Source organism: Paracoccus benzoatiresistens (assembly GCF_026913015.1).
Lineage (GTDB): Bacteria > Pseudomonadota > Alphaproteobacteria > Rhodobacterales > Rhodobacteraceae > Paracoccus > Paracoccus benzoatiresistens.
In genome coordinates, this window is the sequence record NZ_JAPTYD010000021.1 from 1 (window position 1) to 18561 (window position 18561).

The following is an 18561-nucleotide window of genomic DNA, read 5'->3' on the forward strand; positions in this document are numbered from 1 at the left end:
GGTGCGACTGGCGGGACTTCAACCGGCTGACGTCATTCAGGCGTCCTGAGAGACCAACACGATATGCGGACATCCCCTAAAAAAAACCGGCCCACCAGGGGCCGGTCAGTTGCGCGTGCAGGGGGATTGACGGACGCACAGGCGTGGCGCCGTCATCGCAACGCGGGGCAGAGTTCAGGCCTGCAGGATCGCAGGCAGCCACAAGACGATCAGGGTCGTGGTGGCAAGGGCAACAACACCAAGCAGGTCAGAAGCAAATTCGAGGGACATGGGCAACTCCTGTTTGTTGCCCTTTTGTTCTCATATTTCTGGCGTTCTGTAAAGAACATTTTAAGAACATTAGCCGACCGAGATCAAGCGGACCGCTTCATCCTGGCTCATCAGCCACATCAGCATGCGAATGGCCTGCCCCCTGGGGCTTTCCAGCGCGGGATCCCGATCCAGCAGCGCACGCGCATCCTGCCGCGCGACCGCCATCAGGCCGGCCTGATGTTCCAGATCCGCGATCCGGAACCGCGGCAGACCCGATTGCGCCGTGCCGATCACGTCGCCCGCGCCCCGCATTTCCAGATCGACCTCGGCAATGCGGAAGCCGTCTTCGGTATCGCGCAGGGTGGTCAGGCGCCGCGCGCCCGATTCGTTCAGCGGCGGATGATACATCAGCAGGCAGGTCGAGGCGCCTTGGCCCCGCCCCACCCGCCCGCGAAGCTGGTGCAACTGCGCCAGGCCGAAGTTCTCGGCGCGCTCAATCACCATGATCGTGGCCTGGGGCACGTCCACGCCTACTTCGATCACCGTGGTCGCGACCAGCAGTTGCGCCCTTCCGCTGGCAAAGTCGGCCATGGCCGTATCGCGCTGATCGGGCGGCATCTGGCCGTGGATCAGGCGCACCACCTCTCCGAACTGGGCGCGCAGCGACTGGAATCGCGCTTCTGCGGCGGTGAGGTCGCTGACTTCGCTTTCATCGACCAGAGGGCAGACCCAATAGGCGCGCGCGCCCTGGTCCAGCACCCGCCGCAGCCGCGCCGTCACCTCATCAAGACGCTGGTCGCTGATCATCACCGTGGTGATCGGCTGCCGCCCCGGTGGCTTTTCGTCCAGGATCGAGATGTCGAGATCGCCATATTGCGTCAGCGCCAGGGACCGGGGGATCGGTGTCGCGGTCATGATCAGCATGTCGGGCGGTACCTGTCCCTTGGCCGACAGCTCCAGCCGCTGCGCCACGCCGAAGCGGTGCTGTTCGTCGATGATCGCCAGCCGCAGATCGTGGAAATGCACGTCCTTCTGGAAGACAGCGTGGGTGCCGACCAGGATGTCGATGCGTCCTTCTGCCAGATCCTCCAGTAGTTGGGCGCGCAGCTCGCCCCGGTCGCGGCCCGTCAGCGCCGCCAGCCGGATACCAGCCGCACGGGCAAGGGGTTCCAGCGCACGGGCATGCTGGCGGGCGAGAATCTCGGTCGGGGCCATCAGCACCGCCTGCCCACCCGCCTCGACCGCGACAAGCGCGGCCAGCATCGCCACCAGCGTTTTGCCTGACCCCACGTCGCCCTGCAGCAGCCGGTTCATGCGGTGGTCGCTGGCCATGTCGGCCGCGATCTCCTCGACCGCGCGCCGCTGCGCGCCGGTGGGCGGCCAAGGCAGGCTGGCTAGAACCGCGCGACGCAGCCGTCCGTCGCCCTGGCTGGGCCGCCCCTTCAGGCGGCGCCTTTCCCGGCGAACCAAGGCCAACGTCATCTGGTGGGCGAGGAATTCGTCATAGGCCAGCCGCGCCCGTGCCGGCGCGTCGGGCGACAGGTCGCGCATCGATTGCGGATCATGCGCCTGCCGCAGCGCAGTCGCATGATCCGGCCAGCCGCGCTGCGCGACAAGCTGCGGGTCGATCCATTCCTGCAAGGGTGGCAAGCGGGTCAGCGCCGCCTCGACCGCCTTTGCCATGACCTTGCGCGTCAGCCCGGCCGCCAGCGGATAAACCTCCTCAAACTCGGGCAAGGAGGGCTCGTCCTCGCGCAGGATGTGGTCGGGATGGACCATCTGGGCCATGCCGTCGAACAACTCGATCTTGCCGCTGACGATGCGGCGCGCGCCGGTCGGAAGCTGGCTTTCGATCCATTCCTTGCGAGGGTGAAAGAAGACCAGCGTCAGATCGCCCGCGCCATCGCTGCAATGGACACGCCAGGGGCGGCCCTTGGCCAGGGGCGGATGGTGGCGGCCAACTGTGACGGCGATGGTCACTATTTCGGGCGGGCGGGCATCGCCGATGCGGGCGATGCGGCGGCGGGTGATGCCGCTTGCGGGCAGGGTCAGGATCAGGTCGCGTGGCCGTTCGATCCCCATCTGCGACAGCGCCGCGCGGCCTTTCGGACCCACGCCCGGCAGGGTATCGACGTCGGAAAACAGCGGGAAAAGCGCCGGCGGGCGCCCCTTGGGCTGCGTCATGCGCTGCCCGCGAGGCGCAGCCACTCATCCTCGTCGATGACCTTGACGCCCAAGTCGGCGGCCTTTGTGGCCTTGGACCCCGCGCCCGGCCCTGCGATCAGCAGATCGGTCTTGGCGCTGACCGATCCGGCGACCTTGGCGCCCATCGCCTCGGCCCGCGCCTTGGCCTCGGCCCGCGTCATGCGTTCCAGCGTGCCGGTGAAGACCAGGGTCTTGCCGCTGATCGCGGTTTCCCGGGCCTGGCGAGACTCGGCGGGAACCACCTCGATCCGGGCAGTCAGGCGGTCGATGCTGGCGCGTTCGGCTTCTTGCGTCAGGGTGGTGACAAGCGACTGCACCAGGACCGAGCCGATGCCGTTGATGGTCGTCAGTTCCGACCAGTTCGGGCTATCGGCCATCACCGCGCGTCGGGCCTTGTCGTCGGCCACAAAGGCAGGCTCCTGCGCCGCTGCATCCACCGCGGCGACAAGCGCGTCCCAGGTTCCGAAATGGCGTGCAAGTATGCCTGCCGCGACTTCGCCCACATGGCGGATGCCAAGTGCGAAGATCAGCCGCCCAAGGGGGATGCGGCGCTTGTCCTCGATGGCGGCGAACAGCTTTTCTGCGGATCTTGCGCCGAATCCCTCGCGATTCTTCAGTCTGGCAAGGTTGCGCGCGTCACGTTCGGCCAAGGTGAAGATATCGGCGGGTTCGCGGATCGGCAGGGTGGCATCGGTGAAGAACATCTCGATCTGCTTGGCGCCCAGTCCCTCGATGTCGAAGGCGGCGCGGCTGACGAAATGCTTCAGCTTCTCGACCGCCTGCGCAGGGCAGACCATGCCGCCGGTGCAGCGGCGGACCGAATCGCCCGGCTCGCGGATCGCGGCGGATCCGCACTGCGGACAGGTTTCGGGAAAGGCGTAAGGCTGGCTTTCCCCGGGGCGTCGGGCCAGATCCACGTCTGCGATCTTGGGAATGACATCGCCCGCGCGATAAACCTTGACCCAGTCCCCCTCGCGGATGTCGCGACCCTCGCGGATTGGGGCGCCAGTGCTGTCGCGTCCCGCGATGTAATCCTCGTTGTGCAGCGTCGCGTTCGAGACGACGACGCCGCCCACCGTCACCGGCTCCAGCCGGGCGACAGGGGACAGCGCGCCGGTGCGGCCGACCTGGATCTCGATCCGGTCAAGCCGTGTCCACGCTGTTTCGGCCGGGAACTTGTGCGCCAAGGCCCAGCGGGGCGTGGTCGAGCGATAGCCAAGCCGGGTCTGATAGGACAGATCGTTGACCTTGTAGACGACGCCGTCGATGTCATAGCCAAGCGTCGCGCGCTGCTGTTCGATCTCGGCCCAGACGGCGATCATCTGGTCGGCGTCATGGCACAGCCGGGTCAGAGGGTTGGTCTGGAAGCCAAGGGCCGCGAGGCGCTCGACAGCGCCGATCTGCGTATCAGCCAGCGGTTCGCCGAGCTGGCCCCAGCCATAGGCGAAGAAGCGCAGCGGGCGCGAGGCAGTCACCGCCGGGTCGATCTGGCGCAGCGAACCTGCAGCGGCATTGCGGGGATTGGCGAAGACGCGGCCACCCTCGGCGGCGTTCAGACGCTCGAAATCGGCATGGGTCATGTAGACCTCGCCCCGAACCTCCAGGATGGCCGGAACGTCGCCCGTCAACCGATGGGGAATGTCGGCGATCGTGAGGGCGTTGGCGGTGACATTCTCGCCCACGGTGCCGTCGCCCCGCGTGGCGGCCTGGACCAGCGCCCCGTCTTCATAGCGCAGGGAAAGCGACAGCCCGTCGATCTTGGGTTCCGCCGTGAAGGCGGGTGTCTCACGCAGCCCCAGAAAACTGCGGACACGTGTCACGAAATCGCTCACATCCTGGGCGCTGAAGCCGTTTTCCAGCGACATCATGCGTTGCGCGTGAACGACCTTGCCAAACCCTTCGGCCGGTGCGCCACCGATCTTTTGCGTGGGACTCTCGGGTCGGGCAAGCTGCGGAAAGGCCCGCTCAAGGGTTAGCAGCCGAAGTTTCAGGGCATCGTATTCGGCGTCGGACAGGACCGGGGCGTCGAGAGTATGATATTCCTCGTTCGCCTGCGCGATCCTGGCCGACAGATCCGCAATTTCATCGGCAGCGTGCCTGCCGTCCAGCGCAGCCACATCCGGCCGCGCTTCTGTGTCTTGCTCCTGTTTGCCGTCCGTCATCGCTGCCTCCGCCTTCGTCTGTCCGTTCTATACGACGTTTGGCAGAGGATTTTACAGAGGCCGCAGCTGCGCGCCACGGCCCCGCGATTTCAGGCGCCGATCGCCAGGCGTTCTGCATTCGGCATGGGTTCGCGCAGGACATAGCCCCTGCCCCAGACCGTCTCGATATGGCTGTCGCCGCCAAGCGCCTCGGACAATTTCTTGCGCAACTTGCAGATGAAGACGTCGATGATCTTCAGCTCGGGTTCGTCCATGCCGCCGTAAAGGTGGTTGAGGAACATTTCCTTTGTCAGGGTCGTGCCCTTGCGCAGGCTGAGCAGTTCCAGGATCTGGTATTCCTTGCCCGTCAGGTTCACCGTCTTGCCCCGCACCTCGACCGAACGCGCGTCAAGGTTCACGACAATCTCGCCCGTCTTGATGACCGCCTGGCTGTGGCCCTTGGACCGGCGGATGATCGCCTGGATGCGGGCCTGCAATTCCTCGCGATTGAAGGGCTTGGTCATGTAGTCGTCGGCACCGAAGCCGAAGCCGCGCAACTTGCTTTCGGTGTCGTCCGAACCGGTCAGGATCAGGATCGGCGTGTCTACGCGGGCCAGGCGCAGATGGCGCAGGACCTCCATCCCGTGCATGTCGGGGAGGTCCAGATCCAGAAGGATCAGGTCGTAATCGTAAAGCTTGGCAAGGTCGATCCCCTCCTCGCCCATGTCCGTGCGAAAGACATTGTAGCTTGCCGCAGTCAGCATCAGCTCGATGGCGCGCGCCGTACTGGGATCGTCTTCAACCAAAAGAATTCTCATGAAAGTTCACCCCGATTCTCAACTAACCTGGTCCAACCATCCGGCCATAAGGTTAATATGTGGTTACCTTATGACGAATTCGGAACATTGCAATCTAAGGTTGCCGGAATCGCTGAATTGCGGTCACTTTCAATGCGGCGCGACCGTGTTTCTGGACGGCTTTCGTCCAGCCATCGAACTCCTCCTCGGAGAGGCCGTAGCGGCGCAGGGCTTCCTCCTTGCGGATCAGCCCGTGCAGGACGGCGTTGACAACCGTTTCCTTGCGGCTGGCGACCCATCTTGTATCCTCCGGCGGCAGATCGGCCAGGCTCAGGACCCTGCCGTCGGGCAGCATCGCGGTTCGAGGAGCATCGGTTTTTTTCAAGAACATCCTACCTGTCCTATGTCGCGTGGGGCGACAGTGAGGGAAAGCCGTTAATCCTGAATTGAGCTTCGCAGCTTTTCAGCCCGCTGGCGTCTTGAGAATAGGCAGCATTTGCTTATATTTGGACGTATTCATCACCCGAGACCTGCCATGACGCTTCACCACCGCGCCTCGGCGCGCGCTTCCGACTTGAACAGCCTGGGTTTTGCCAAGCCTCCCGCGCAGACGCGGGTGGTGGTGGCGATGTCTGGCGGCGTGGACAGTTCCGTCGTGGCAGCCAAGCTGAAGGCCGAGGGCTATGACGTGATCGGCGTCACGCTGCAGCTTTACGACCACGGCGCGGCCCTGGCCAAGAAGGGCGCCTGCTGCGCCGGGCAGGACATCCATGATGCGCGGCGCGTGGCGGAACGCATGGGGTTTCCGCATTATGTCCTCGATTACGAGAACAAGTTCCGCGAATCGGTCATCGATGAATTTGCCGATGCCTATCTGGCCGGGGCGACGCCCGTGCCCTGCATCCGCTGCAACGAGCGGGTAAAGTTCCGCGACCTGCTGGAAACCGCGCGCGACCTGGATGCCGATTGCATGGCGACGGGCCATTATATCCAGCGCAAGGATGGCCCCGCCCGGGCAGAGCTTCACATGGCTGCCGATCCGAACCGCGACCAGAGCTATTTCCTGTTCTCGACCACGCAGGAACAGTTGGACTTCCTGCGCTTTCCCCTGGGCCATCTGGCCAGCAAGGCAGAAACGCGCGCCCTGGCCGCCGAATACGGGCTGGCGGTGGCGGACAAGCCCGACAGCCAGGACATCTGCTTCGTGCCGAACGGCAACTATGCCGCCGTGATCGAAAAGCTGCGCCCCGGCGCGGCGGATCCGGGCGAGATCGTGGATATGGACGGCAATGTCCTGGGCCGGCATCGCGGCGTGATCCACTATACCATCGGGCAGCGTCGCGGGCTGGGGATCGGGGGCCTGGGCGACCCGCTTTATGTGGTGCGCCTGGACCCTGACCAGCGCCACGTGGTGGTCGGACCGAAATCGGCCCTGGCCACGACCATCGTGCCGATCAGCGAGGTGAACTGGCTGGGCGACAAGCCTTTCGCGGGCGAGATCCCGGTGATGGTCCGCATCCGGTCAACCCGGCCACCCCGGCCGGCGATCCTGCGCGCCATCGACGCGACCCGGGCCGAAGTCGAGTTGCTGGATGCCGAGGAAGGCGTCAGCCCCGGCCAGGCCTGCGTGTTCTATGAGCCGGACAGCACCCGGGTTCTGGGCGGCGGCTGGATCACGCTGCGGCGGAGGAAAGCTGCCTGATCCGCTGGACCATCGCCCGCAGCCCGTTCGAGCGCTGCGAGGACAGGTGTTCGTCCAGGCCGAGCCGCGCCAGTTCGGCCTGTGCATCGATCCTGCCCACCTCGGCCACCGGAACGCCGGAATAGAGCGCGTGCAGCACGGCGATCAGGCCGCGCACGATCATCGCATCGCTGTCGCCCTGGAAATCGAAGCGGCCATTCTCGATCCTCGGCATGATCCAAACCTGGCTGGCGCAGCCCTCGACCTTTGTGGCGGGGACCTGCAGCGCCGGATCCATGGGCGGCATGGCCTTGCCAAGTTCGATCACGTGGCGATAGCGGTCTTCCCAATCGTCCAGAAAGTCGAAGGTGTCGGCGATGTCTTCGAAGGCTTGCGTTGCCATGGCGGGATCCTTTCGGCCTGTAGCTAGCGCGCTTGGGCGGCAAGGTCAAAGTGCCTTTATCCCCACGCGGTTTTCGCCTAACAGGACGAAAACGCCCAAGGGATGGTGACATGAGCAAACTGACCGCGCCCCTGCTGATCGCGACGATGGCCCTGGCATCATGCGGAGGCGGCGGCAGCGGCTGGAATCCCCTGTCCTGGGGCAGCCCGCCTGCAAGAACCCTGGAGCCCGAGGGGGGCTATTCTCAGGTTTCGGACAACCGCCCCGACATCCCGCAGATCACCTCGGCCCGGTGGGAGCCCTTGAACGAAGGTCGGCTGCTGGTGGTGAACGGATTTGCCCCGGTGCGCGGCTATTCCTCGGTCGCCTTGGTCACGGCGCGTCCGATGCCGGGCGACCGGATCTCTCCCGATGCCGATGGCGTCCTGCGCCTGCGCCTGGTTGGCGTCCCGCCCGCGCCCGGCAACGCAGCCGTCCTGCCCGCCCGTCCCGGCGTTGACGAGATCACGGCGGCGATGTCGCTGTCCCTGGTCCAGTTGGCGCGGATCACGGCGGTCGAGATCACCAGCGCCAGCAACGTGGTGACGCTGCGGCGGTGATCGCCGCAGGGTGCCTGATGTCACGCACCTTTGCGGAGTGCTGCGCGCGTGCGAGCACCCAGTGGAAAAGTTACTCCAGGTAACCAGCGCTTAACGTTTTCCTGTCACGAGAGGAAATCGCTTACCGCAGGAAACGGACATGCACCTGGACACTCAGCAACAAATCCTCATCGAACAACGTATTCAGAACGACGCCAAATCGCCCGTCGTGGCCTATCTGCTGCTTATCTTTCTAGGCATGATGGGCGCGCATCGGTTCTACCTTGGCAAGACAGGGACGGCCGTGACGATGCTGATCCTGACGATCCTTGGGATCGCAAGCCTTGTCGTAGCCGTCGGCGTGTTCCTGTTGGCTGCCGTCGGTATCTGGACCCTTGTCGACATCTTCCTGGTTCCGGGACTTATCCGGGAGGACAGGGAACAGATGCGTCAGCGTTTGACCATGGAGTCGATCAATCGCGGCGTTGCGCTCGCCGCATGAGATATGTCTGGGCCACCGGTTGGGTGGCCCTGCCTTACCGGCTCAGACCACCCGCCACACTCGGCACATCCCCCGCTGCAAATCCATAATGCCGCAGCCACCGCAGATCGCTTTCGAAGAACGCGCGCAGGTCGGGGATGCCGTATTTCAGCATCGCGACGCGGTCGATGCCCATGCCGAAGGCAAAGCCCTGCCACTGGTCGGGATCGATTCCCCCGGCGCGCAGGACCTTGGGATGCACCATTCCAGAGCCCAGGATCTCCAGCCAGCTGTCGCCTTCGCCGATCTTCAACTGGCCGCCCTCCCAGGAGCAGCGGATATCCACCTCGGCCGAGGGTTCCGTGAAGGGAAAGTGGCTGGCGCGGAAGCGCAGTTCGACCTCATCGACCTCGAAGAAGGCGCGGCAGAATTCCTCGAGCGTCCATTTAAGCTGGGCCATGCTGATGTCGCGGTCGATGGCCAGACCCTCGACCTGGTGGAACATGGGGGTATGGGTCTGGTCCATGTCCATGCGATAGACGCGGCCGGGGCAGATCACGCGGATCGGCGCCCCGTGGTCCTGCATCGCCCGGATCTGGACCGGGCTGGTATGGGTGCGCAGGACATGCGGCGGGCGGTTGTCGCCCGGCGCGCGGTGCATGAAGAACGTATCGTGCTCCTGGCGCGCCGGGTGTTCGGGCGCGATGTTCAGCGCGTCGAAATTGTACCAGTCGGATTCAACCTGCGGCCCTTCGGCGACCGAAAAGCCCATGTCGGCGAAGATCGCCGTCACTTCCTCGGTCACCTGGCTGATCGGGTGGATGGTCCCCTGCGGGCGCGGACGACCGGACAGCGTCACATCCAGCCACTCGCCCGCCAGACGGGCCTCCAATGCCGCATCCTCCAACGACAGCTTGCGGGCGCGCAGGGCGGCGTCCAGTTCGTCGCGAAGCTCGTTCAGCGCGCGGCCGGTAGTCTGGCGTTCCTCGGGCGTCATGCGGCCCAGTTCGCGCATCTTCAGGCTGATCTCGCCCTTCTTGCCCAGAGCGGCAAGGCGCACCTCCTCGATGGCGGCCGGATCGGCAGCGCCGTTGATGCGGTCAAGCCATTGCTGGCGGAGCGGGTTCAGGTCGTCCATCTTCATGCCTCGGGCGTGCTTGTCGGGTCTTGCGTTAGCACTTGTGGCGCCAGGGGGAAAGCCTTCAGCGCGGCGCGACATCCAGCCAGACCCCGCCATGCGGCCGCAGGGTCAGGATCATGCGGGGCTGCGGGTCGCGGCTTGCACCTGCGCTGAAGCGGAACCGCGCCAGCAGCGTCGCCAGGATGATGCCGGCTTCCTGCAGGGCAAAGCTGGCGCCGATGCAGATGCGAGGCCCCCCGCCGAAGGGCAGGAAGGCATAACGGTCGGGGGTGGTCAGGAAACGGTCGGGATCGAAGGTATCGGGGCGATCCCACAGCAGATGGTGACGGTGCAGCGCATAGATGGGCAGCATGATGGTGTCGCCCGGCAGGACCTCCCGGCCGCAAAGCCGGTCCGCGACCTGCGCGGTGCGCGACAGGAAGGCGGCGGGCGGATAAAGGCGCAGCGCCTCGTTGACGATGCGCTGGATCAGGGGCAACCTGTGCAGATCGGCCACCACGGCGGCGCGGTCGCCCAGCACGTGCCGGGCCTCGGCCGCGGCACGGTCCTGGACGTCGGGATCGAAGGCGCAGAGATACAGGGCCCAAGCCAGGGTCAGCGCCGTCGTCTCGTGCCCGGCCACGATGAAGGTCAGCAGGTTATCGCGCAGTTCGTCGCGGGTCATGGCCCGCCCGGTTTCGGGATCGGCGGCATCCAGCAGCAGATCCAGCAGATCCGGCGCCCCTTCCGTCCGGGGATGGGCCGCCCGGGCGTCGATGGCGCTGTCCGCGATCTCCTTCATCCGACCGAGGCCGGGGCGGGAAAACAGCCGCCGCGGTCGCGGGATCCAACCCGGCAGGCCCAGCACGTCCAGCAGCGAGACCTTGGCCGCCTGTTCGATATAGACATCGATGGCGCGATGCACCGCGTCGCGGTCAAAGGCCCTGTCGCCCGAAAAAGTCACGTCCGAGATCACGTCGAAGGTCGCGGCTACTGTCTCCTCGTACACATCGACAGTATTTCGCGCCAAGGCCAGACGGCGGGCCGATGCCTCGGCTGCGGCGGTCATGATCGGCCCAAGCGCCTCGACATGGCGCAGGGCGAAGGCGGGCGCCAGGGCGCGGCGCTGCCAGCGCCATTGCGCGCCTTCGGCCACGAACAGGCTGTCCCCGACGGCCGGTTCCAGGATCAGCTTGGTAACGATGGATTTCGGATAATCCTCGACACGCTCCTTCAGGATGTGGCGCAGCGTGGCCGGGTCCATGACCATGTGGAACCGCACCCCCGTTCGGCCCGAAACGATGGGCTGGCGCGTGGCGATCTCGGGGATCAGTTCCAGCAGGTTCCGCTGCGCGGTCAGGGCGGTGCCGATGATGCCCAGGGGCTTCCGCGCCAGCGCGACCTTGACGGGTTCGCGGGGGGGACGGCTGCCGGATGAGGCGGATTTAAGGCTGCGCATTCCAGAAGGATAGGAACGGCGCCGCCCGCAGGCAACGGGGCGGCGATCACAAGCGGGAAGGCGCCCACGAAAAAGGCCAGCGCGTCTAAGACGCCCTGGCCCTGAAGGTCGTGCTGCCCGAAGGATCAGGCGGCGGCTTTCGCCTTTTCCACGATCGCACCGAACGCTTCGGGTTCGTTCACGGCCAGGTCGGCCAGAACCTTGCGGTCAACCTCGATCCCGGCTTTCGCCAGCAGGTTGATGAAGCGCGAATAGGTCATTTCCGCATCGACCAGACGGACGGCGGCGTTGATCCGCTGGATCCACAGCGCGCGGAAGTTGCGCTTGCGGTTCTTGCGGTCGCGGGTGGCGTACTGGTTCGCCTTGTCCACGGCCTGGGTGGCGGTGCGGAAGTTGCGCGAACGGTTGCCGTAATAGCCTTTCGCCGCGTCAAGAACCTTCTTGTGGCGGGCGTGGGTGACCTTGCCGGATTTAACTCGTGCCATTGTTCAGTCCTCGCGATCAGCGGTTATAGGGCATGTATTTCTTGACGATCTTGGCGTCAGCGTCCGACAGGACGGTGGTGCCGCGCGCGTCGCGAATGAACTTCGTGGTCCGCTTGATCATGCCATGGCGCTTGCCGGCCTGAGCGGATTTCACCTTGCCCGAAGCCGTGAACGAGAACCGCTTCTTGGCGGCCGACTTGGTCTTCATCTTCGGCATTTTCATCTCCTTCATCAGAGTGAACGTGCGACTCGGCAATGCCATCTGGCCGGACACACGGGTAGGAAGCGCGCGGTATAAGCGCGCCTTGCGGTTTTGGCAAGGGTTCAGGGTGCGGTGGCCGCGCCGCCCGTCACACGCGCCCAGGCCTGCGGGATCTGTTCCAGGCTGAAGGGCTGCGGGCCCAGATAGGCCGCCGCGAAGATGCCGACGATGCCCAGGATCAGCAGGATCGCCGCCGCGCGTGGGGGGCGCGTCTGCAACAGCTGCACGATGGCCACGAGGACCGAGATCAGGCACAGCGCAATGCCGCCAAGCAGCAGAAGATCAGACATGGAAGTCCCCGTAGTGGTTTGCCTGATCCGCGCTTATTCTGGATCGGATGCGAAGATCAAGCGTTCGTCGCAAGGCGCGATGCGGACGATGTTCGTCGTTCCCGGCACGTTGAAAGGCACGCCAGCCATCACCACCACCTGCCGCGATTCGTCGGCAAAGTGGAACTCGCGCGCCGCGCGGGTCGCGTTCACCACGGCCTCCTTGAAGCGCGACAGTTGCGGCGTGATCACGCAGTGCGTGCCCCAGGTCAGGCACATGCGCCGCAGGACCGATTCGATGGGCGTCAGCGCGATGATCGGCACGCGGGGGCGTTCGCGGGCGATCAGGCTTGCGGTCTTCCCCGACTGGCTGAAGGCGCAGATCGCGGCGATGTCCGTGGTTTCGGCAATCTCGCGCGCAGCGGTCACGATGGCGTCCGCGATGCTGTGCCGGCTGATCTGGCGCGAGGCCTCGATGATCGCGCGATAGTTGCTGTCGGCCTCGACCGAGCGGGCGACGCTGTCCATGGTGCGCACGGCCTCGATCGGATAGGCGCCGGCGGCGCTTTCGGCGGACAGCATCACCGCGTCGGCGCCCTCATAGATGGCGTTCGCCACGTCGCTGACCTCGGCCCGCGTCGGCATGGGGCTTTCGATCATCGATTCCAGCATCTGGGTCGCGACGATCACCGGCTTGGCGGCGGACCGGCATTTGCGCACCAGCCGCTTCTGGATCGGCGGAACGGAATGGATCGGCAGTTCCACACCCAGATCGCCGCGCGCCACCATAATGCCGTCGGAGGCCGCAAGGATGTCGTCGAAGGCATCGACTGCGGCGGGCTTTTCGATCTTGGACAGGATTGCCGCGCGGCCCTTGGCCAGGGCGCGCGCTTCCTCGACATCGGCGACGCGCTGCACGAAGGACAGGGCCAGCCAGTCCACCCCCAACTCGCAGGCGAATTCCAGGTCCGAGCGGTCCTTGTCGGACAGCGCCGCCAGGGGCAGCACCACGTCCGGCACGTTCACGCCCTTGCGGTCGCTGATCGTGCCGCCGACCGTCACGGTGCAATCGGCGAAATCCGGTCCGCATTCTTCGACCCGCAGACGGATCTTGCCGTCGTTGACCAGAAGGTTGCTGCCGCGCACCAGGGCCGCGAAGATCTCGGGGTGGGGCAGTTGGACCCGCTGCGAATTCCCCGGCGCCGGGTCCAGGTCGAAGCGGAAGCGGTCGCCTTCCTCAAGGTCGTGGGCCCCTGCGGTGAACTGTCCCACCCGCAGCTTCGGCCCCTGAAGGTCGGCAAGGACCGCGATGGGGCGGCCGGTCTCGGCCTCGACCGCGCGGATCGCGTCATAGCGCGCGCGGTGGTCGGCATGGCTGCCATGGCTCATGTTCAGGCGGAACACGTCTGCTCCGGTGTCGAACAGCGCACGGATCATGTCCTTGGTGCTGGAGGCAGGCCCAAGTGTTGCCACGATCTTCACGTTGCGATGTCGTCTCATCCTGTCGCCCTCTTCAGCTTTAGCGCTAACTATGGTCCAGATCGCCAGCAGCCGCAACTGGCGTCCGGCGGCACCATGTCATAGACATTGGCAGAGATGAAAGACGACCGACCCATAACAGAGCGCGCCTTCTGGACCGAGGGTGGGGACCGACCGTCCCGCTGGCTGATCACCTGCGACCACGCGACGAACCGCGTGCCGGCCTGGGTCGGCGGCGGAACCCTGGGCATCGCCCCCGAGGACATGGCCCGCCACATCGCCTATGACGTGGGCGCGGCAGGGCTGGCCTCTCGCCTCGCGGCGCTGATGGATGCGCCGGCAATCTTTTCCGACTTCTCGCGCCTGGTAATTGATCCGAACCGGGGCGAGGATGATCCCACGCTGCTGATGCGGCTTTACGACGGCACGGTGATCCCGGCCAACAAGGACGCCGACCAAGCCGAGTTGCGGCGGCGTCTGGACCGACTGCATCGCCCTTATCACGACGCCCTTGAGGCGCTGGCCGACCGTCACCTGGACCGCTGCATCTGCGCGGTGCACAGCTTTACGCCGCAACTCCGCGGCCGACCCATGCGGCCTTGGCAGGTGGGGATCCTGTATTCCTGGCAGGATGTCCGGCTTGGTCCGCCAATGGTGCAGGCCTGCCGGGAAGCAGGCTGGATCACGGGTGAGAACCAGCCCTATGACGGCCATCTGGAAGGAGATTCGATCGACCGCCACGCATTGAAGCATGGCCGCCCGAACGTCCTGATCGAGGTGCGGAACGACCTGATCGCGGATGCGGCGGGCCAGGCGGAATGGGCAGGGCGGCTTGCGCCGGTGATCACCGCCACGCTGGCTGCGACGGGGCTATAGAACGGTGGGGTGAAACCCCCCGTCCTACGAGCGGATCGCAGGGGCTTTGCCCCACCCCGCCTCTTACCCGCACTTCGAATGCCCGCAGTTGGGGCAGGTCATGCAGCCCTCGTTCATGCGCATCCCGTATTGGCCGCAGTTCGGACAGGCCGGGCCCAGGGGACGTTCGCCAACTGCCACCGCTTCAAGATGGGGGTCGGATTTCAGGCCCATCCCCTCGCCCGCCAGGAAGCCGATGGCAATCATGTGGCGTTCGATCACCCCGCCGATGGCCGCAAGGATCGAGGGGACATAGCGCCCGTTCATCCAGGCCCCGCCGCGCGGGTCAAAGACGGCCTTCAACTCCTCGACCACGAAGCTGACATCGCCGCCGCGCCGGAAGACCGCGCTGATCATCCGGGTCAGGGCAACCGTCCAGGCGAAATGCTCCATGTTCTTCGAATTGATGAAGATCTCGAACGGGCGGCGATGGCCGGACTGCACGATGTCGTTGATCGTGATGTAGATGGCGTGCTCGCTGGCGGGCCATTTCAGCTTGTAGGTCGCGCCTTCCAGGGCGGCGGGGCGATCCAGCGGCTCGGTCAGGTAGACCACGTCGGCGCCGCTGTCGGATTGCGGCGCGGCCTCGGCCTTTTCGCTGACCGACAGCACGCTGCCCGTCACGTCGTTCGGGCGATAGGTTGTGCAGCCCTTGCAGCCCAGATCCCAGGCCGAGAGATAGACGTCCTTGAACGCCTCGAAGGAAATGTCGCGCGGGCAGTTGATCGTCTTCGAGATCGAGCTGTCCACCCATTCCTGCGCCGCCGCCTGCATGGCCACGTGATCCTGGGGCGCAAGCGTCTGGGCATTCACGAAATGATCCGGCAAGGGGGCGTCGCCATGCATGTCGCGCCACATCTGGACGGCGTAATCGACGACCTCTTCCTCGGTCCGGCTGCCGTCCTTCTGCAGGACCTTGCGGGTATAGGCATAGGCAAAGACCGGCTCGATGCCGCTGGACACATTGCCTGCGTAAAGGCTGATCGTCCCCGTCGGCGCGATGCTGGTCAGCAGCGCGTTGCGGATGCCATGTGCGGCCACCGCCTCGCGCACGTCGGCGTCCATCCGTTGCATGAAGCCCGAGGCGAGGTAAGCATCGCGGTCGAACAGCGGAAACGGCCCCTTCTCGCGCGCCAGATCGGCGCTGGCCAGATAGGCCGACCGCGCGATGGCCTTCATCCAGGCCCGCGTCTGGTCCACCGCGTCCGGGGCGCCATAGCGCAGGCCCAGCATCAGCAGCGCATCGGCAAGCCCCGTCACGCCCAACCCGATGCGCCGCTTGGCCTTCGCCTCGGCCGCCTGCTGCGGCAGCGGAAAGCGAGACGCATCGACCACGTTGTCCATCATCCGCACCGCGACACGGACCAGGTCGTCCAGCGCCGCCGTGTCCAGCCGCGCGCGCCGCGTAAAGGGATCGCTGACCAGCCGCGCCAGGTTCACCGATCCCAGCAGGCAGGCGCCATAGGGCGGCAGCGGCTGTTCGCCGCAGGGATTGGTGGCGCAGATCGTCTCGGCGTAGTGAAGGTTGTTCTGCCGGTTGATGCGGTCGATGAAGATCACGCCGGGTTCGGCATAGTCATAGGTGGCGCGCATGATCCGGTTCCACAGGTCGCGCGCGGGGACCGTGCGATAGACACGGCCGCCGAAGACCAGTTCCCAAGGGCCATCGTCCTTGACCGCCTCCATGAAGGCATCCGTCACCAGCACCGACAGGTTGAACATCCGCAGCCGGGCGCTGTCCTGCTTGGCCTGGATGAAATCCTCGATGTCCGGGTGGTCGCAGCGCATCGTGGCCATCATCGCGCCGCGCCGGCTGCCCGCCGACATGATCGTGCGGCACATCGAATCCCAGACATCCATGAAGGACAAGGGCCCCGAGGCATCCGCCGCCACCCCGCGCACCTCGGCCCCCTTGGGGCGCAGCGTGCTGAAGTCATAGCCGATGCCGCCGCCCTGCTGCATGGTCAGGGCGGCCTCCTTCAGGGCCTCGAAGATGCCCTCCATGCTGTCCCGGATGGTGCCCATGACGAAGCAGTTGAACAGCGTGACCAACCGGCCCGTGCCGGCGCCTGCCAAGATGCGGCCGGCGGGAAGGAACCTGAAATCCTGAAGCGCCGCGTAGAAGCGGTCCTCCCATCCGGCAGGATCGGCCTCGACCTGGGCCAGATCGCGCGCGACGCGGCGCCAACTGTCCTCGACCACCGCGTCGAGAGGGCGGCCTTCCGCATCCTTCAAGCGGTACTTCATGTCCCAGATCTGTTCGGCGATCGGCGCGGCAAAACGGGTCATGGCAGATTCCTTGGGGCAGCAAGTAAGGAACCTACAAGATATGGGCGTTTTTCCCGGCCGATCAAGCGATCAGACGACCAGCCCCCGGCGCACCGCGTTCTCGCAGGCGATGGACAGGGTCTTGCGGGTCTGTCCGGCCACCGGGATCGGGTCATGCAGGACCACGCTGGCCTGGCCCTGCCACCGTGCCGCCAATACCGCCAGCAGGTGCGGCCCCAGGTCCATGTCGCCCCACCAGCCATAGAAGCGCGGATCGCCCCCCGCAGGCGCCTGATAGATCGCGCTGACCGGCTGGACCGCCAGCCCCTCGGGCAGCGCGGGGTCCAGGAAGCCTTGGAACAGGGTGGGCTTGAAGGGCAGGATGCGCTGCCCGTCAGTCGAGGTGCCCTCGGGGAAGAAAAGCAGCCGGTGCCCTGCCCGGACGCGGGCCGCGAATTCGGCGGCTTGTTCCTGCGCCAGCCTGGGATCGCGGACGACGAAATGCGTATTGGTGACCCGGGTCAGGATATTAATACCGGGCCAGGTCGCGACCTCGGCCTTGCTGACGAAGAAGACCGGCATGGCGGCGTTCAGGACCAGGATGTCAAGCCAGCTGGAGTGGTTGGCGACCACCGCGCCCGGCCCCCGCATCGGCTTGCCCAGCCGTCGCCAGCGAATGCCCATGCAGGCCAGCGTCAGGCGACAGACCAGTTGCACATGCGGCCCGGTCCAGGGGCGGCGCTGGCCGTGCAGCAGGCGCTCGACCCCGCGCAGGGGCAGGATCAGCAGCACCCCCAGCAGCAGCACCAGCACGGCACCCCCGCCCCGGCGCATCACGCGCAGCCAGTCGCGCAGGCCATGGGGCCGCGCCACGGGCGGCGGCGACTGATCGCGCCAGGTCGCCTCGCCCCGTCCCGGATCGACAGCCAAGGTGCGGTTCATTGCGGCTGCCAGCGGCTTTCGTAGAACTGCCGGTGCTTGCCCGACATGGCGGCCGTATCCATCAGCAGAAACACGTCGGTGGTGTTGAAGGCATGGTCAATGAAGGCCCCCTCGCCCACCATGCCGCCAAGGCGCAGATAGGCCTTGATCAGCGCGGGCATTCCCACAAGCGCTTCGCGCCGGTCCAGGCGGTCGGCGGGGATCAGGTCCATGCGGTGAAAGCCGGGCTCCAGCGCCCTGGGCCGCAGATCGGCAGGCGAAAGATGGTGGTGGTGCAGCCAACTGAGCGCAGGCGCCAGCATCGCGGTGTCGGTGCCATGGAAGCTGGCCACGCCGAACAGGATCTCGATCCCGTGATCCAGAACGTAATCGGCCAGCGCGTTCCACAACAGGAACATGCCGGAGCCGCCCCGGAAGGCCGGATCGACGCAGGACCGGCCCAGTTCCAGCACCGGGCGGCCGCAACGGCGCAGGGGCGTCAGGTCGTATTCGGCGTCGCAGTAAAAGCGCCCAAGGCGCGCCGCGCGATCACCCGGCAGCAGGCGATAGACGCCGACGACATGGTCCAGATCCTCGGCCGAGCGGCGGTTGTCGATCAGACACAGGTGATCGACGACAGGGTCGAATTCGTCACGTTCCAGCCGCCGGTCGTGATCCACCAGGGGACCGTCGCCGCCCAGTTCCTCGACAAAGACGCGATAGCGCAGGCGCTGCGCGGCCAGCAGATCCTGTTCCGACACAGCCAGGCGGATGTCGAAGAAGGACGGATCGGACTTCATGCGGGAGGCAATGGCTGTCATGGGCATCACGTCCTCTCTAGGCAG

18 protein-coding genes are annotated in these 18561 nt (G+C 65.8%); 4 read left to right on the top strand and 14 right to left on the bottom strand.

Annotation, left to right across the window (positions count from 1 at the left end; genetic code table 11):
* Positions 1 to 339: 339 nt before the first annotated feature.
* From recG to sciP, 4 genes are all read right to left on the bottom strand, one after another.
* Entirely contained in the window at positions 340 to 2436 is a 2097-nt protein-coding gene (gene recG, locus OU682_RS13720; protein ID WP_268942721.1) for an ATP-dependent DNA helicase RecG, read from the bottom strand.
* Positions 2433 to 4619, bottom strand: a complete 2187-nt coding sequence (gene ligA, locus OU682_RS13725) for an NAD-dependent DNA ligase LigA (protein WP_268942723.1) — start codon at positions 4617 to 4619, stop codon at positions 2433 to 2435. Before ligA ends, recG begins: the two co-directional genes overlap by 4 nt.
* An 89-nt stretch (positions 4620 to 4708) precedes the next feature.
* Complete coding sequence (gene ctrA / locus OU682_RS13730; RefSeq protein ID WP_268942724.1) at positions 4709 to 5416, bottom strand: response regulator transcription factor CtrA; 708 nt, start codon at positions 5414 to 5416, stop codon at positions 4709 to 4711.
* Between the two features lie 94 nt (positions 5417 to 5510).
* Positions 5511 to 5786, bottom strand: a complete 276-nt coding sequence (sciP, locus tag OU682_RS13735; RefSeq protein ID WP_268942725.1) for a CtrA inhibitor SciP — start codon at positions 5784 to 5786, stop codon at positions 5511 to 5513.
* 144 nt (positions 5787 to 5930) lie between these two features.
* Between sciP and mnmA the strand changes: the two genes are divergently transcribed.
* Positions 5931 to 7097 (top strand): tRNA 2-thiouridine(34) synthase MnmA, encoded by a 1167-nt coding sequence (gene mnmA, locus OU682_RS13740; protein ID WP_268942726.1) that lies wholly within the window; start codon positions 5931 to 5933, stop codon positions 7095 to 7097.
* Here mnmA and OU682_RS13745 read toward each other — a convergent pair.
* Positions 7069 to 7479 carry a SufE family protein gene (locus OU682_RS13745; RefSeq protein ID WP_268942727.1) on the bottom strand — a complete coding sequence of 137 codons (411 nt, stop codon included), beginning with the start codon at positions 7477 to 7479 and terminating at the stop codon, positions 7069 to 7071. The genes mnmA and OU682_RS13745 overlap by 29 nt on opposite strands.
* A gap of 110 nt (positions 7480 to 7589) precedes the next feature.
* Between OU682_RS13745 and OU682_RS13750 the strand changes: the two genes are divergently transcribed.
* On the top strand, positions 7590 to 8078 hold the full coding sequence (locus OU682_RS13750; protein ID WP_268942728.1) for a hypothetical protein: 489 nt from the start codon (positions 7590 to 7592) through the stop codon (positions 8076 to 8078).
* Between the two features lie 139 nt (positions 8079 to 8217).
* The gene (locus OU682_RS13755) at positions 8218 to 8559 is read left to right on the top strand and encodes a TM2 domain-containing protein (RefSeq protein WP_268942729.1); all 342 of its coding nucleotides are present in this window, start codon (positions 8218 to 8220) and stop codon (positions 8557 to 8559) included.
* A gap of 34 nt (positions 8560 to 8593) precedes the next feature.
* Here OU682_RS13755 and pheS read toward each other — a convergent pair whose 3' ends face one another.
* The 6 genes from pheS to pyk all read right to left on the bottom strand — a co-directional run bounded on the left by pheS (position 8594) and on the right by pyk (position 13633).
* Positions 8594 to 9676 carry a phenylalanine--tRNA ligase subunit alpha gene (pheS, locus tag OU682_RS13760; protein ID WP_268942730.1) on the bottom strand — a complete coding sequence of 361 codons (1083 nt, stop codon included), beginning with the start codon at positions 9674 to 9676 and terminating at the stop codon, positions 8594 to 8596.
* Between the two features lie 64 nt (positions 9677 to 9740).
* Positions 9741 to 11117, bottom strand: coding sequence for a cytochrome P450 (locus tag OU682_RS13765; protein WP_268942732.1), 1377 nt, complete (start codon positions 11115 to 11117; stop codon positions 9741 to 9743).
* A 125-nt stretch (positions 11118 to 11242) separates the two neighbouring features.
* Entirely contained in the window at positions 11243 to 11602 is a 360-nt protein-coding gene (gene rplT, locus OU682_RS13770; protein WP_268942733.1) for a 50S ribosomal protein L20, read from the bottom strand.
* A gap of 16 nt (positions 11603 to 11618) precedes the next feature.
* Positions 11619 to 11819 (bottom strand): 50S ribosomal protein L35, encoded by a 201-nt coding sequence (gene rpmI, locus OU682_RS13775; RefSeq protein ID WP_187793478.1) that lies wholly within the window; start codon positions 11817 to 11819, stop codon positions 11619 to 11621.
* 107 nt (positions 11820 to 11926) lie between these two features.
* A complete protein-coding gene (locus OU682_RS13780) occupies positions 11927 to 12154 on the bottom strand; it encodes a hypothetical protein (protein ID WP_268942735.1) in 228 nt (75 codons plus the stop codon).
* A 33-nt stretch (positions 12155 to 12187) separates the two neighbouring features.
* On the bottom strand, positions 12188 to 13633 hold the full coding sequence (pyk, locus tag OU682_RS13785) for a pyruvate kinase (protein WP_268942736.1): 1446 nt from the start codon (positions 13631 to 13633) through the stop codon (positions 12188 to 12190).
* A gap of 114 nt (positions 13634 to 13747) precedes the next feature.
* On the opposite strand from pyk, the gene OU682_RS13790 reads away from it, so the two are divergent.
* Entirely contained in the window at positions 13748 to 14488 is a 741-nt protein-coding gene (locus OU682_RS13790; RefSeq protein ID WP_371832247.1) for an N-formylglutamate amidohydrolase, read from the top strand.
* Positions 14489 to 14551: 63 nt separating this feature from the next.
* Here the strand turns inward: OU682_RS13790 and OU682_RS13795 are convergent, their stop codons facing one another.
* From OU682_RS13795 to olsB, 3 genes are all read right to left on the bottom strand, one after another.
* Positions 14552 to 16816: an adenosylcobalamin-dependent ribonucleoside-diphosphate reductase gene (locus OU682_RS13795; protein ID WP_268942738.1), complete on the bottom strand. Its 2265-nt coding sequence runs from the start codon at positions 16814 to 16816 to the stop codon at positions 14552 to 14554.
* Positions 16817 to 16885: 69 nt separating this feature from the next.
* A complete protein-coding gene (olsA, locus tag OU682_RS13800; RefSeq protein WP_268942739.1) occupies positions 16886 to 17737 on the bottom strand; it encodes a lyso-ornithine lipid O-acyltransferase in 852 nt (283 codons plus the stop codon).
* Positions 17734 to 18537, bottom strand: coding sequence for an L-ornithine N(alpha)-acyltransferase (gene olsB, locus OU682_RS13805; RefSeq protein ID WP_371832246.1), 804 nt, complete (start codon positions 18535 to 18537; stop codon positions 17734 to 17736). Before olsB ends, olsA begins: the two co-directional genes overlap by 4 nt.
* Between the last annotated feature and the right edge of the window lie 24 nt (positions 18538 to 18561).